The organism is Streptomyces sp. NPDC093252 (assembly GCF_040683675.1).
In the GTDB taxonomy this organism is placed as follows: Bacteria; Actinomycetota; Actinomycetes; order Streptomycetales; family Streptomycetaceae; genus Streptomyces.
Genome location: NZ_JBFBEM010000020.1, coordinates 123,065 through 137,761, shown reverse-complemented (window position 1 = coordinate 137,761; position 14,697 = coordinate 123,065). Strand labels below are relative to the sequence as shown.

Sequence of the window (14,697 nt, the reverse complement as noted above, 5' to 3'; positions counted from 1 at the left end):
TGCTGCTCGGACGGGCGCCCATAGCGCTGTTCAACTGCGGCATCGCGCGGTTGAACAGCGGTGGTCGGCCGTTGACGCCCGCGCGCCGCTGTGGTGATTTAGTGTCCGCCGAGCGGCGAAGAAACGTACGCGCAACCAGTTCCTGGCGACCGGGCGGCAGTGAAACGGCAGTGAAAGTCCTGACGGGAGGGCCAGATGCCTGAAAGCCAAGACCGGGTATTTCTCCGCTCCAATGCGATCATCGAACCGCTGGTCGACAGATTCTATGCGTGGATGCATATCGTGTCGCCGGCCCAGGCGTCCATGAACCTGGCGAACGTACAGGTGCCGCTGCTGGAGTCCTACCTGCACTCGCCGCAGGTGCATGTCGCGGCGAGCAACAACCCGGCGCTGCGCGGCGGCTACTTCATCAATGTGGAGGAGGCGCGGGCGGCGGAGATCGGCGAGCTGCTCGACACCATCAAGCGCGACCGCGCCGACATGCTCGCGTTCGCGGCGGGCATCGCCGAGGCCGACGATCTGCTGCGGCAGAACGCCACCGGCTTCGACCTCACCCCGCTGTACCCGAAGCTGCCGTCGGCGCTGAACGGGCTGGTGGAGCTGGCCTACGACACCAGCAACCAGGCGTCCGTCCATGTCATCGAGCCGCTGCTCTACCACAGCACGGCCTTCGACCGGCGCCGCCAGTCCGTACAGCTCTCCCTGGACGACGGGGTGGAGCGGCCGTTCATCCTCAGCACCCCGCGGCTGCCCATGCCCGATGTGCTGGATCTGCCGATCCCGTTCGACCACCCGGGCATCGACGCGCTGATGCGTGCGCGGATCGAGGGCACCACCCTCGCGGCCCTGCGCGAGGCGCTGGAGCTGGACGACGCGCAGGCCGCGCAGCTCGGCCGGCTGCTCGCCCCGGAGCCCAGCCTGTCGCCCGACCGGCACATCGAGAGCGGCGGCCGGATCCGCTACTTCGGCCATGCCTGTCTGGTGCTCCAGAGCCCCGAGGCCGCCGTCGTGGTGGACCCCTTCATCAGCACCGACAACCGGCACGGCGACCGGTACACCCTGGACGACCTGCCCGACCACATCGACGCGGTCCTGATCACCCACGGGCACCAGGACCACATCGTGCTGGAGACCCTGCTGCAACTGCGCTCGCGCACCGACGCGATCGTCGTCCCGCGCTCCTCCCGCGGCAACCTCTGCGACCCGTCGATCGGCCTCTACCTCAGGTCCATGGGCTTCAAGGTGATCGAGGTCGACGACTTCGACGAGGTGCCGCTGCCGGGCGGCGCCCGCGTGGTGGCCACCCCGTTCCTGGGCGAGCACTCCGACCTCGACATCCGCTCCAAGTCGACGTACGTCGTGCAGATCGCCGGGCTGTCGGCGTTCATCGGCGCGGACTCCTCCGGGATCGACCCGGTGCTGTACCAGTACATCCGCTCGCACCTGGGCGACGTCGACAAGGCGTTCCTCGGCATGGAGTGCGACGGCGCCCCGCTGACCTGGCTCTACAAGGGGCTGCTGACCCGGCCGGTGACCAAGAAGATGAGCGACTCCCGCAAGCTGTCGGGGTCGAACGCCGAGCAGGCCGCCGCCATCATGACCGAGCTGGGCTCGGACGAGGCGTACATCTACGCCATGGGCGAGGAGAGCTGGCAGGGCCACGTCATGGCGACGACGTACACGCCGGACACCTATCAGATCCAGCAGATCGAGGAGTTCCTCACCTGGTGCAAGGCGAACGACATCACCGCCGAGCACCTCTTCAACAAGCGTGAGTGGCGCTGGTAGCGAACCGGCGGAACACGGCACGAGGAACGGACGGAACCGGGGATGCCCCATCTGCGCGCCAATGGAATCAGGCTCGCCTACCACCGCGCCGGGCAGGGCGAGAACGTGCTGCTCATCATGGGCTCGGGCGCGGCCGGTCATGTGTGGGACCTGCACCAGACACCGGCGCTGCGCCGGGCCGGGTATGCCACGGTGACCTTCGACAACCGGGGCATCCGGCCCTCGGACGCCCCGCCGGGCCCGTACGCGCTGGCGGATCTGGTGGCCGACACCAAGGGGCTGATCGAGGCCCTGGACCTGGCGCCGTGCCGGATCGTGGGCACCTCGCTGGGGTCGCTGATCGCGCAGGAACTGGCGATCAGCGCCCCCCATCTGGTCCGCTCGGCGGTCCTCATGGCCACCCGGGGCCGGTCGGACGTGCTGCGCCGGGCGCAGGACACGGCGGACCGGCTCCTCCAGGAGAGCGGCGTCACGCTCCCGGCGAAGTACCGGGCCGTCAACTCGGTGCTGCGGATGCTCTCGCCGAGCACCCTCAACGACGACCGGTCGGTGGCGTCCTGGCTGGACGTCTTCGAGCTGGCCGGTGACGCGCCCCCCGGCGGCCAGGACGGGATCGACACCCACCAGGACCGGCGCGAGGCGCTCCGCGCGATCACCGTGCCGTGCCGGGTCATCGCCTTCGCCGACGATGTGATCACCCCGCCGCACCTCGGGGCCGAGGTCGCCGGCCTCATCCCGGACTGCGACCTCGTGGAACTCCCCGGCTGCGGCCACCTCGGCCATCTGGAGCGCCCGGAGGCGGTCAACGAGGCGATCCTGGAGTTCTTCGGCAAGTACTGACGCCGCCGCCCGGGAACGAACCCGGGGCGGCCCGTACGGACGCCCGGCGTGCGAGGGTGTCCCCCGTCGGCGCGGGGGACACCCTCACACGCGCCTCAGAGCCGGTATCCGCTGCCCGGCACGGTCACGATGGCGGGCGGATCCCCGAGCTTGGCCCGGAGCTTGCTCATCGTCACCTTCACCACGGTGGTGAACGGGTCGGTGTGCTCGTCCCAGGCCCGCTCTAGCAGGTCCTCCGTGCTGACGACCGCGCCCTGGGCCCGCATCAGCACCTCCAGCACGGCGTACTCCTTGCGGGACAGCGACAGATAGCGCCCGCTGCGGGACGCCTGTCTGCGGGCCGTGTCCAGGGTGATGTCCCCGCGCTCCAGCACCGGGGGCAGCGGGGTACCGGCCCGGCGGGCGAGGGCGTGGATGCGCGCCACCAGTTCGTCGAAGACGAAGGGCTTGGCGAGATAGTCGTCGGCCCCGAGGTTGAGCCCCGCCACCCGGTCGTGCACGGCGGCGGAGGCGGTCAGCATCAGGATGCGCACCCGCCCGCCCAACTGCGCCAGTTGGCGGCAGACATCGTCGCCGTGCACCTTGGGCAGGTCCCGGTCGAGCACCAGGACGTCGTAGTCGTTGACCGCGAGGCGCTCCAGCGCGTCGGCCCCGTCGTAGACGACATCGACCGCCATCGCCTGTTCCCGCAGCCCTTCGGCCACCAGGTCCGCGAGGAAGACCTCGTCCTCAGCCACCAGAATCCGCATGGCGAACATTGCCCCAGACGTGAGATAAGGGTGCGGTTAACGCAGACGGTCACCGGGAGGAAACCCTCGGCCGTCCATGCTGGGTCCCATGACGTCGTGCCGCTCGTCCCACCTGCGCCGGGAGCCCTTCCAGGGCGGGCGCCGGGCGGTTGCCCGTGGTGCGGGTGGGGCGACGGAAGGGGCCCGCTCGACCGCCGGCGTCCGTTTCGGACGACAGCGGAATTTCATTCGAACGGGTGAGGGACGGGGTCGGCCCGCGCCTGCTGGGGAGCCAGGCGCGGACGGCCCCGACCTCTGCGGCGACCTCCCGTCCTCGCTGCGCGGCCGGCGCACCGTAGGGGTCCTTCCACGGAGGCACCTCGATGTTCTTGGCGAGAAATGCCCCCAGGGGCGGGCCGTCCAGGACCGCGAGCGGGCCCGGGGCGAGCCGTCGGCGGCCCTGATCCCGGCTATACCACGCCCGGTTGGCGCAATCCGCGAGCGACATCCGGGAGGCCGCCTCGCCGAACTCCCGCCGGAATTCCGCATACTTCGCCGACCCGCCCTCCGCGGGCCTCGCGATCTGCCGCTGTACGGGTGGGACGGCGACCCGGCCGCGCCCCGCGACTCGGCCGCCCCGGGCAATCCCCGGGGAGTCATTCGACGGCAGGTCGGCAGAAGTGAGGAAATCGGCCGTGAAATGCCGGTAATTCGGGGGCAGTTGGGCGTGGCGCGCCCCGATGTCGTTGTCGGTGCGGGAGAGCGCGCGGGTGTCCCGGCGGGCGACGCCCCGGGGGTGCCGGTCCCCGTCCGGCCGGGTCTCCGCGCAGGCGGGGGGCGCTGGACGGGTGAGCCGCGGCGGGTCGCCGGGGACGGAGGAACACGGCACCGGTTTGCGCACAGAAATACTCGGGTCGTGGTGTGGAAAAGGGGCCGCCGAATCCAGTGTCCGGGCCTCCTCGACCTGAAAGCGGGAGGTTACCGTGCCCGATGCGAATTCCGTCGCTTTCCGCCCCTCGTAAACCGGATGGCAATCCGACGGGACATCGCGGAGAATCCGGAGAATACAGCCGGAAAGGGAGGGAGTCGAAAGCATGGAAAGCGCGGCATCGTACGGTCGACCGGCCGCCGCCCGGTCGAGGCGGCCCGGAATTCCGGATCGGTCGGCTCAGCCGGTGGCGCGCACACGTTCTTCGAACCGCACCCAGCTCTCGGCGTACTGCCGGGCCAGATCGGCGGTCGACCGGGTGCAGTGTTCCGGCACCGCGGACACCAGTTCCGGCCACTCCTTCATGACAATCGCGTTGTGGTGAAGGAGTCGCAGCAATTCGCGCCCTATCTGGTTCTGGCGCAGCGAGGGATCGCGCGTCAGCTTCTCCAGGGTGTGGCCCGGGTCGAGGGGCTCGGGCACGGTCCGGCGCGCGGTCCTCGGCTGGATCGTTTCCGCCGCGACGGGCCGGGTGTGGGTGTCCGGCTCGGTCGACGGCAGGGTGCCCACCGGGGGCTTGCCGCCCGCGAGGCGCCGCTTGACATCACTGGCCGTCGCGGGCGAGATCCCCGCGAGCCGGGCCACCTCGCGCAGCGACGCCTGCGGGCGCGCGGCGATCACCTGGGCGGCGCGCAGCCGACCTGCGGCGCTGTTCAGCGGGCGGGCCTTGCCGTCGATACCGACCCGGGCCTGTACATGGGGTGTGGACAGGGCCAGTTGGCGCCGGAGCGCGGCGACGGTCTTCGCCCCGAGCCCGGTGGCGCGGGCGATGGCACGGTCCGAGATCTGCGCGTGCGAGACGACGATCCGCTCCGCGGCGGCACGGCGGTCCGCCAGTGAGAGCGGAAGCCCGTGGGCCATGTTGGCTTGAACGGCACACAGGAAGGCGTCCTCGGTACTGCCGTCGAAGAAGATCGCCCTGATCGTTTCTTCACCGCGCAGGATGGCGGCGAAGACCCGGTGCACTCCGTCGATCACCTGCATGGTGCGTTTGTTGACCACGATGGGGGGAAGTGTATTTTCGGTTTCTGCCAGACGAATGATGTGCTCTCGGTCCTGTCCCTCGATACGCGGGGACTCTCCCAGCAGAAGCGCCGAGATGGCGACCGCCACGACCTCCTTCTCGGGCTTCTCCGGTTCTAAAGGGTGCCTCGGGATCGAACTGTTGTGAGATTCTTTCAGGACAGGTGCAGGGACAGCGGTGGGGGCGTCGTCGTGCTGTTGTTGCATGAGATCACCTCGCGTGCGGGCGCTGGCCATTTCGCGGGGGGCAGCCTCAATGTCACACGTGAGGTAAATCCTGTCTAGTCCTGTGTCCGGCGCCGTTGACCGGTTTAATGCTGGATCAAGTCTTTGCCGAGTTTGTACGTTCGCGAGTGAGTGAACGCCCTATTCCTGGTGTCGGGTTGTCGCCGTTCGGTCCCCTGTCCGGCTCCCCCCGGCCGGGGAAAACGAACGGCACGGCCGGGGGTGCGTGTGCACCCGCCGGCCGTGCCGTGTCGTTTCTGCGGTTCCTGTCGAGCCGGTCGTGCCCTGTGTGCCGGATGTACTGGTCGCGCCCTGCACGCCGGTCGTACCCGTCGAGCCCGACGCGCCGGTCGTACCTGTCGTACCTGTCGTGCCGGTTCCCGGCTCAGCCCGCCGGAGTCGGGGGACCGTCCTGTCCCCTGCTGAGGCTCGGTGACTGCACCACGCGCTCGTCCAGCGCCTGGGCGATCTCCAGCCAGGTACCCGCGTTCTGCCGTGCCAGGGCGATCACCAGCGCGTCACAGTGCGCCGGTACCGCCTCGGCCAGCTCGAACCACTTGTGTCCGCCGATCACATTGAACTGGAGCAGCCGCAGCAGCCGTCGGCCGAGTTCGGCGCTGCGTACCGCGGGATCGTGCAACAGCGGCTCCAGCAGGGACGCCGGGTGTTCGCCCGGCTGCTCCCGCGGCCCGTCGCGCCGGGGTTCCGGCGTCGACGGCGCGGCACCGGCCGCGGGCCGCGACGGCTCACCGACGATGTTCTCGCCGGACAGGAGCCGCTTGCGTACATCACTCGCCGTGGCCGGGGAGATTCCGGCCAGCCGGGCCACCTCCCGCAGGGACGCCTCGGGGTTCTGGGCGATCACCTCCGCCGCGCGCTGCCGGCCCGCCGCCCGGTCCACCGGCCGCACCCGTCCGTCCCTGCCCACGCGGGCGTTCAACTGTGACTCGGAGACAGTTGAACGCCGGATCGCGGCCACGCTCTTCGCCCCGAGACCGGACACCCGGGCAATGGCCCGGTCCGACATATGGGGATGGGAGGTGACCAGCCGGGCCGCCGCCGCCCGCCGGTCCGCCTGAGACAGCGGGAGGCCGTGCTGGGTGTTGGCTTCGACGGCCAGCAGGAAGGCGTCGTTCCGAGAGACGTCCACCAGCCGGGCCGGGATGGTCTCCCACCCTCTGAGGATCGCGGCCAGCACGCGATGCGTACCGTCGACGACCTGCATGGTCCGCCGGTTCACCAGGATCGGCGGCAGCGGAGTCTCACTTTCCGCCAACTGTTCGGTGTACTTCTTGTCCTGACCCGCCAAGCGGGGCGAGTCGCCGAATTGCAGCAGCGTGATGGGGATATCTGTCAATTCCCCTGCCGTTGCCGCAGATCCATTTTCAGTGGCGGGCGATCCGTTTGCCGAGTCAACGAGATCGCCATTCGATCTGGTATCTAACGAGTTCTTTCCGGAATCCAGCTTGTTCACACCATCCCCCTGTGGTGTAGTGATGTGCGGGCAGATCGATGCATACGCATCAGCGGAGAAGAGAGACCCACACGGCAAGAGCGGAGCACGGGACGGTTGACCGCGTCGGATGAGGGAATGGCTGCGCGTAAACAAAAAGGATCGCTTTTTGGCTGTTTATGCGGCAGCTATCAAGAATGGTTGTTCAGCCGAACGCTTCTCGAATACCCGGTAACCCCGTAACGTATGGCCGCTATGCGCGACGCCCGTTTGATCCGATGTTAGTCGGGGGGGTTGCGATGTCAACTATGCGGGTCGGCCGAGGGAATGGATATGGTCACTATGGAAGACGTTCTAGTTGTCGGCGCCGGATTGATTGGGACCTCGGCCGCGCTCGCCATGAAAGCCCGCGGCGCACAGGTGCATCTGCGGGACGCCGACCCGGCCACCGTCCGGATCGCCGCGTCCCTCGGCGCCGGCACGGCGGACGCCCCCCGCGGGACCGTCGACCTGGCCCTCGTCGCCGTACCGCCGACGCTGGTGCCCTCGGTCGTCGCCGGGCTCCAGGCCGAGGGCGTGGCCCGGCACTACACCGATGTCGCCAGCGTGAAGGCCGGACCGCAGCGCGACATCATCGCCCTCGACTGCGACACCCGGTGCTACATCGGCGGCCACCCGATGGCCGGCGGGGAGCGCGGCGGCCCCCTCGGCGCCCGCCCCGACCTCTTCGACGGCTGCAACTGGGTCCTCACCCCGACACCCGACACGGACACCGAGACCCTCAACACCGCCCTCGAACTCGTCACGATGTGCGGGGCGGTCCCCGTGATGATGGAGGCGACGGCGCACGACCGGGCAGTCGGCCTGGTCTCGCACGCCCCCCATGTCGTGGCGAGCCTGGTCGCCCTCCTCCTGGAGGACGCCGAGGAGCGCGCCGTGAGCCTCGCCGGTCCCGGTGTGCGCGACCTCACCCGGATCGCCGCCGCCGACCCGGCCCTGTGGATGGACATTCTCGGCGCCAACGCCCCGGTGGTGGCCGATCTGCTGGAGGAGATGTCCGGGGACCTGGCCGACGCCGTCGCCGGACTGCGGGCCATGGCCGCCACCGACGAGGACAAACGCAGCGGCGGCGCCCGCACCGTGGAGACCCTGCTGCGCCGCGGCCGGTCCGGACGCGCCCGGATCTCCGGCAAGCGGGGCACCCGGCCCGAGCAGTACGAGACGGTCACGGTGGTGATAGGCGACCAGCCGGGCGAACTGGCCCGGCTCTTCACCGACGCCTCCCGCGCCGGGGTCAACGTCGAGGACGTCCATCTGGAGCACTCCGCGGGCCAGCCCACCGGGCAGGTCCATCTGAGCGTCACCCGCGACCTCGCCGAGGTACTGGTGAAGGCCCTGGGCGAACGGGGCTGGCGCCAGCGCTGAGGCGGGCGGCAGGCGCCGCGGCCCCCCCCGCACCGGCCGCCCCGGGCACCCCTCCCGCCCCGATTCGGACCTCGCCCTGCGCCGCCGCGCCGGGGCAGACTACGATCAGTGTGCGGCGGGCAAGGGGCCCGGGTGGCTGGCTGGGGGTGTACATGATGACAACTGGGCGTGTGGTGCGGTTCGACAGCATGCGGGGATACGGGTTCATCGCTCCGGAGGGCGGTGGCGAGGACATCTTCCTGCACGTGAACGACCTGCTGATTCCCGAGGACTATCTGCGTCCGGGACTGGCGGTCGAGTTCGAGATCGCGGACGGCGACCGCGGGCAGCGGGCCTCGCACATCAAGCTCGCCGAAGGGGCCGAGGTGCCCGTCGGGCCCGCACCGGTCCGGTCCGGGGGAGCCGCGCAGTCCCGCGTGGCACCGGCCCAGACCGGGAGGTCCCTCGACGGCCCGGTGGCGGACGGCGACTATCCGGTGTGCGATGTGCTCACCAGCGAGGAGTTCACCCGGGACATCACCGAGCTGCTCCTCAAGGCGGGCCCCGCTCTCACCGGGGAACAGATCCTCCAGCTCCGCCATGAGCTGAAGAAGTTCAGCGAGAGCCACGGCTGGATCGAGGACTGACCCGACCCGGCCGCCGCCGCGCACAGCGGCGCCCGCCGGGACGGCGGAGACGGCAGTGACGACAGTGACCGGACGCGGCAGCCGCGTCCGGTCACTGCTGCTTTCCCGCCCGCATCGTCCGACGGCACCCGGACCCTCCCACCGCCGGTGATCCCCCCGTGCCGTCGCCCGTGAACCGGAGGTGCGCGGCGCCCCGACCGAACCCGCGAAGGCGCGCCCCGCCGCCCGCACCGGAAATACGCCGGACGAAGATGCGCCGGGCGGAGATACCCCGGGCACGGAACGCAGAACCCGGAGGGATTCCGGTCGCGTTCAAGTGCGTGACGCGCCAGTTGAACAACCCGGCCCAGCCTTGTTCCCCCGAACCGTCCCACGCCATAGTGCGGAGGACGAGCAACCCGAATCCGGGTGGCGCCGCTCGGCGCCGGATTGCCCAGAACCCCCGGGTGCTGGTTCTGTTTCGCGAGATTGAGGGCGCACATGGTGGATGAGCTGAGGTTTCCCCGGCAGAAGGCGCCAGTCGAGCCATGGGCGGAAAATTTCCCTGCCCGGTCTCACCCCGTGGGACCGGTCCCCGATGTGCTGCATTCGATATTGTTGCGGAATCTCATATTCCCGCGATTTCCCGTACCGGAAACGCAGCCGAGATCACCCGGCACGCACACCTCAGGCACGCACACCTCGGGCGGGTATTCCCCGGGCGCGCGCATCCCTTATGCGCAGCAGGCGCCCGCACCCGTACCCCCGGTGCGGTTCCCCCCGCCGAACGCCCCCTCCATGCCCCCGCACGCCCCGGTGACGCCCCCGCACACCCCTGCCCGAGCCGACCGGAACGAGAAACGGCCCGCCGCGTTTCTCCCCGCCCGGCGGAGCCAGGCACCGGCCCTGCTCAGCGGACTCGGCGAGGCACTCGGTCTGGACGACACCCAGGCCGAGCATCTGGCCATGCTGCTGGACGGGGCGGCACCGCCGAAACCGCACCGGCACATCGAGAGCGGGGGCCGGATCCGCTACTTCGGCCACTCCTGCCTGGTGCTCCAGACCGCCGGGGGCGCGGTGGTGACCGACCCCTTCATCAGCGCGGACAGCGGCGCGGGCGCCCGCTACACCCCGGACGACCTGCCCGACTTCATCGACCTGGTGCTCGTCACCCATGGGCATCGCGACCCGATCGTGCTGGAGACCCTGCTGCAACTGCGCGGCCGGATCGGCACGATCGTCGTCCCCCGCTCCTTACCGGGCCAGGACACCCCCTCGACCGGTCTGTATCTCAGCCGCCTCGGCTTCCCCGTGGTCGAGGCCACCGACTACGACGAGTTCGCCTTCCCCGGCGGCCGGGTCGTGGCCACCCCGTTCCTCGGCGAGCGCGGCCTGCCGGACCTGCGCGGCGAGTCGACCTACTGGGTGCAACTGGCCGGACGGTCGGTGTTCATCGGCGCCAACTCCTCCGGCCTCGACCCCCTGCCCTACCGCTGCATCCGCCGGCAACTGGGCAGCACCGACTACGCGTTCCTCGCGGTAGGGTGCGACAGCGCCCCGCTGGCCTGGCTCCACCACCCCCTGCTGACCCGGGGGCGGAGCGCCGGCGACCCGCACCGGGCGCCGGGCTGGAACGCCGGCCAGGCCGCCGCGATCATGCGCGAGCTGGGCGCCGGCCAGGTCTACGTCCACCCCGTCGGCGGCCGTCCCGCGCCGGCCCACCTCCTCTCCCCGATCCACCCCGCCGACCCGCAGCAGATCCAGCAGATCGACGGGTTCATGGCCTGGTGCGCGGACCACGGCATCACGGCCGGACACCTGCTCCACCAGCAGGAGTGGTCCTGGTGAGCACCGCCTTGACCCGCACCGGCACGGACCGGCGGGAGCGGTGCCGCTGAGGCACCCCCACCCCACCCTCGTACCCCGGCAGACGCCCGCCCAGGAGGCACCCCATGGCCGTGCACGACGTCGCCTACATCGAGCTGTACACCAGCAACAGGAAATCCGTCGTGGACTACTTCGTCTCCTCGATGGGCTTCACCCGGACCGCCGAGGCGGTGGGCGTCGACCGCAGCTCCGCCCTGCTGAGCCAGGGCACGGTGCATCTGGTCGTCACCACTGGGCCGGCCACCTGGAAGTTTCTGAGCGCTCACGGCGACGGCATCGCCGACATCGCCCTGACCTGCGACGACGTCAGTGAGAGCGCCCGTGCGGCCGTGGCGGCGGGCGCCACCGTGACCGGCACCTCCCAGGGCACCACCACGGTGTCCGCGTTCGGCGGCGTCACCCACACCCTCGTCCCGCGCGACGCCGCACGGATCCCCGGCCCGCCGCCCGGCCGCACCTGGTCCCCCCTCACGGACGCACCCGCCGCCCCCGTGCCCGCCGGCCGGATCCAGCTCCTCGACCACATCGCGATCTGCCTCGAAGCCGACTCGATCGAAACCTACGGCGACTTCTACCGCGAGGCCTTCGGACTGACCCGCTACTCCTCCGAGTACGTCGACGTCGGCGCCCACGCCATGGACTCCCTCGTGGTGCGCAGCGACTCCGGCCAGGTCACCTTCACCCTCGTCGCCCCCGACCCGGGCAAGGGACCCGGCCAGCTCGACGCCTTCCTGGAACGCAACGGCGCACCCGGCGTCCAGCACCTGGCGTTCCTGGTGGAGAGCATCATCCCCGCCGTCCATGAATTCCGGGACCGGGGTGTGGAGTTCCTGACCGTGCCGGACACCTACTACGACAGCCTCGTCGAGCGACTGCCCGGCATGCGGACCGAGATCGACCGGCTGCGCTCGGCACACGTCCTCGCCGACCGCGACGAATGGGGCGACCTGCTCCAGCTCTTCAGCCGCTCCCCCTACGAGCGCAACACCCTCTTCTACGAGCTGATCCAGCGCCGCGGCTCCCGGGGCTTCGGCAGCGCGAACATTCGCGCCCTGTACGAAGCGGTGGAGCGCGACCGGCTGGCCGCCGAATGACCCCCGACGAGACCCACCCGCCCACTCACCCCGGCCCGGCAACAGCCGGGGGCGGCGGCCCGGGACGCCCGGTGATCCCGGGTGCCCCGGCGGCCCACACCGGCGGCCCCCCGGCCCCGGATGCCCCGGCCGACCCCCCGCCGACCCCGATCCCGACCCCGGCCCACCCCACCCCCCACCCCCCGTCCCCGGCGGAGCTGGAGCCCACCCCCCTCACCCTCCCCGACTACGCCGCTCTCGCGCGGCATCGGATGGAGCCGGATGTCCGGGACTTCGTCGACGGGGGTGCCGGGGACGAACGGACCCTCGCCGCCAACACGGCCGCGTTCGACCGGGTCCGGCTCCGGCCGCGGGTCCTCGCCGGGGTGGCCCGGCCGGGGCTCGGCACGCGGATCCTCGGCCGTGACTGGAGCGCCCCGATCGCCGTCGCGCCCCTCGCCTACCACACCCTCGTCCACCCCGACGGCGAGGTCGCCACGGCCGCCGCCGCGGGGGCGGCCGGGGTGCCGCTGGTCGTCAGCACCTTCGCCGGACGCACCTTCGAGGACATCGCCCAGGCCGCCTCCGCCCCCCTCTGGCTCCAGCTCTACTGCTTCCGCGACCGGGGTGTGACCCGCGCGCTCATCGAGCGGGCCGAGCGCGCCGGGTTCGAGGCGCTGGTGCTGACCGTCGACGCGCCGCTCCTCGGCCGCCGACTGCGGGATCTGCGCAACGGCTTCCGGCTGCCGCCCGGGATCGTGCCCGCCAACCTCACCGCGGGCCCCGGAGCAGCCGGGTTCGCCTCGCCCGGCGACCACGCCCGCGCCGAGTTCGACACCGCCCTCGACTGGACCGTCGTGGAATGGGTGCGCTCCGTCAGCCCGCTGCCGCTGCTGCTCAAGGGCGTCCTCACCGCCGACGACGCCCGCCGGGCGGTCCGCGCGGGCGTGGACGGCATCGTCGTCTCCAACCACGGCGGCCGGCAGCTCGACGGCGCCCCCGCCACGCTCGACGTCCTCCCCGCGATCGCGGCGGAGACGGCCGGCCGCTGCGCGCTGCTGCTGGACGGGGGAGTGCGGCGCGGCGGCGATGTCCTGGCCGCCCTGGCGCTCGGCGCCGACGCCGTCCTGCTGGGCCGCCCCGTGCTGCACGGACTGGCGGCGGCCGGCCGCGAGGGCGTCGCGGACGTGCTCGGGATCGTCACCGGGGAACTCGCCGAGGCGATGACCCTCACCGGCTGCCCCGGCGTCGCCGACGCCACCCCCGCACTGGTCCTCGGGGCCACCCCGCCGCTCCCGTCCCGGACCCCGGCGGCGCCGCTGCCCCGCACCGGTTCGCCGACCGGGGAACCGCCCCGCCCCGACGGCACCGGACTGCTCAAGGAGGACCTGCACGGCAGCGTCTCCGACCCGGTCCTCGACACCATGAACTTCCTCAACGAGATCACCCACCGCTACCCCGACGCGGTCTCGTTCGCCCCCGGCCGCCCCTACGACGGCTTCTTCGACCCCGAGCAGATCTTCACCCACATCCGCCGCTACATGGACCACCTGGAGGCGGCGGGCCGTACCCCCGCCCAGATCCGCGACGCCCTGTTCCAGTACGGGCCGACCGGCGGCCAGATCCGGGAGCTGATCGCCCGGTCGCTGCGCCTGGACGAGAACATCGACGTCCCCGCCGAGTCCGTCGTCGTCACCGTCGGCTGCCAGGAGGCGATGCTGCTCGCGCTGCGCGCCCTGGTCGCGGGCCCCGACGACGCCCTGCTCGTCTCCAGCCCCTGCTACGTCGGCATCACCGGCGCCGCCCGCCTCCTCGACATCGAGCCCACCGCGGTGGCGGAGGGGCCCGACGGGTTCCGCTGCGCCGACCTCGAAGCGGCGATCCGGGCCGAGCGCGCCCGGGGCCGCCGCCCCCGCGCCTTCTATGTCATCCCCGACCACTCCAACCCGTCCGGCGCCACCATCGGCCTGGACGAACGGCACGAGCTGCTCAAGCTCGCCGCCCGCGAGGACTTCCTCATCCTGGAGGACAGCCCCTACCGGCTGGTCAGCCCGGGACGGCAACTGCCCACCCTCAAGTCGCTCGACCGCGAACGCCGGGTCGTCCAGCTCGGCTCCTTCGCCAAGTCGCTCTTCCCGGGCGCCCGCGTCGGCTACGCCGTCGCCGACCAGCTCGTCACCGACCGCTCCGGCACCACCGGACTGCTCGCCGACGAACTCACCCGCATCAAGAGCATGGTCACCGTCAACACCTCCGCCCTGAGCCAGGCCGTCGTCGGCGGGATGCTCCTCGCGGGCGACGGCGGCGCCGCCGAGCACAACACCGACACCGCCCGGTACTACGGCGACGCGATGCGGACCACGCTCCAGCAGCTCGACGCCGCGCTCCCCGAGGCCGAGCGGACCGCGCTCGGGGTGAGCTGGAACCGGCCCAGCGGCGGCTTCTTCCTCACCGTCGACGTCCCCTTCCCCGCCGACAACACCGCGCTCGCGCGCTCGGCCGAGGAGTTCGGCGTCATCTGGACGCCCATGTCCTACTTCTATCCCGGCGGCGGCGGGGAGCACACCCTCCGCCTGTCCGTCAGCTACCTCACCCACGCCGACATCCGCGAGGGAACCGCCCGCCTGGCGCGGTTCATCCGGACGACGGCCCGCCCCTGAAG

General features: G+C 71.3%; 10 protein-coding genes. 7 read left to right on the top strand and 3 right to left on the bottom strand.

All coding sequences use genetic code 11. The annotated features are described in order from the left end of the window. The first annotated feature begins 195 nt into the window (after window positions 1–195). The gene (locus AB0O01_RS33435) at window positions 196–1,788 is read left to right on the top strand and encodes an MBL fold metallo-hydrolase (RefSeq protein WP_365319403.1); all 1,593 of its coding nucleotides are present in this window, start codon (window positions 196–198) and stop codon (window positions 1,786–1,788) included. 42 nt (window positions 1,789–1,830) lie between these two features. Continuing rightward, window positions 1,831–2,628, top strand: coding sequence for an alpha/beta fold hydrolase (locus AB0O01_RS33430; protein WP_365319401.1), 798 nt, complete (start codon window positions 1,831–1,833; stop codon window positions 2,626–2,628). A 95-nt stretch (window positions 2,629–2,723) separates the two neighbouring features. Here the strand turns inward: AB0O01_RS33430 and AB0O01_RS33425 are convergent, their stop codons facing one another. The 3 genes from AB0O01_RS33425 to AB0O01_RS33415 all read right to left on the bottom strand — a co-directional run bounded on the left by AB0O01_RS33425 (window position 2,724) and on the right by AB0O01_RS33415 (window position 6,949). Then, window positions 2,724–3,377 (bottom strand): response regulator transcription factor, encoded by a 654-nt coding sequence (locus AB0O01_RS33425; RefSeq protein WP_365319399.1) that lies wholly within the window; start codon window positions 3,375–3,377, stop codon window positions 2,724–2,726. A gap of 1,147 nt (window positions 3,378–4,524) precedes the next feature. Next, a complete protein-coding gene (locus AB0O01_RS33420) occupies window positions 4,525–5,457 on the bottom strand; it encodes a ParB N-terminal domain-containing protein (protein WP_365319397.1) in 933 nt (310 codons plus the stop codon). Between the two features lie 520 nt (window positions 5,458–5,977). Beyond that, window positions 5,978–6,949, bottom strand: a complete 972-nt coding sequence (locus AB0O01_RS33415) for a ParB N-terminal domain-containing protein (protein ID WP_365319395.1) — start codon at window positions 6,947–6,949, stop codon at window positions 5,978–5,980. A 429-nt stretch (window positions 6,950–7,378) separates the two neighbouring features. Between AB0O01_RS33415 and AB0O01_RS33410 the strand changes: the two genes are divergently transcribed. The 5 genes from AB0O01_RS33410 (at window position 7,379) to AB0O01_RS33390 (ending at window position 14,695) form a co-directional block, all read left to right on the top strand. Further along, window positions 7,379–8,470, top strand: a complete 1,092-nt coding sequence (locus AB0O01_RS33410; RefSeq protein ID WP_365319393.1) for a prephenate dehydrogenase — start codon at window positions 7,379–7,381, stop codon at window positions 8,468–8,470. Window positions 8,471–8,625: 155 nt separating this feature from the next. Continuing rightward, window positions 8,626–9,096: a cold shock domain-containing protein gene (locus AB0O01_RS33405; RefSeq protein ID WP_365319391.1), complete on the top strand. Its 471-nt coding sequence runs from the start codon at window positions 8,626–8,628 to the stop codon at window positions 9,094–9,096. A gap of 777 nt (window positions 9,097–9,873) precedes the next feature. Further along, a complete protein-coding gene (locus AB0O01_RS33400; protein ID WP_365319389.1) occupies window positions 9,874–10,923 on the top strand; it encodes an MBL fold metallo-hydrolase in 1,050 nt (349 codons plus the stop codon). A gap of 104 nt (window positions 10,924–11,027) precedes the next feature. Then, on the top strand, window positions 11,028–12,056 hold the full coding sequence (hppD, locus tag AB0O01_RS33395; RefSeq protein ID WP_365319387.1) for a 4-hydroxyphenylpyruvate dioxygenase: 1,029 nt from the start codon (window positions 11,028–11,030) through the stop codon (window positions 12,054–12,056). A gap of 71 nt (window positions 12,057–12,127) precedes the next feature. After that, the gene (locus AB0O01_RS33390) at window positions 12,128–14,695 is read left to right on the top strand and encodes an aminotransferase class I/II-fold pyridoxal phosphate-dependent enzyme (protein ID WP_365319385.1); all 2,568 of its coding nucleotides are present in this window, start codon (window positions 12,128–12,130) and stop codon (window positions 14,693–14,695) included. The last annotated feature ends 2 nt before the right edge of the window (window positions 14,696–14,697 follow it).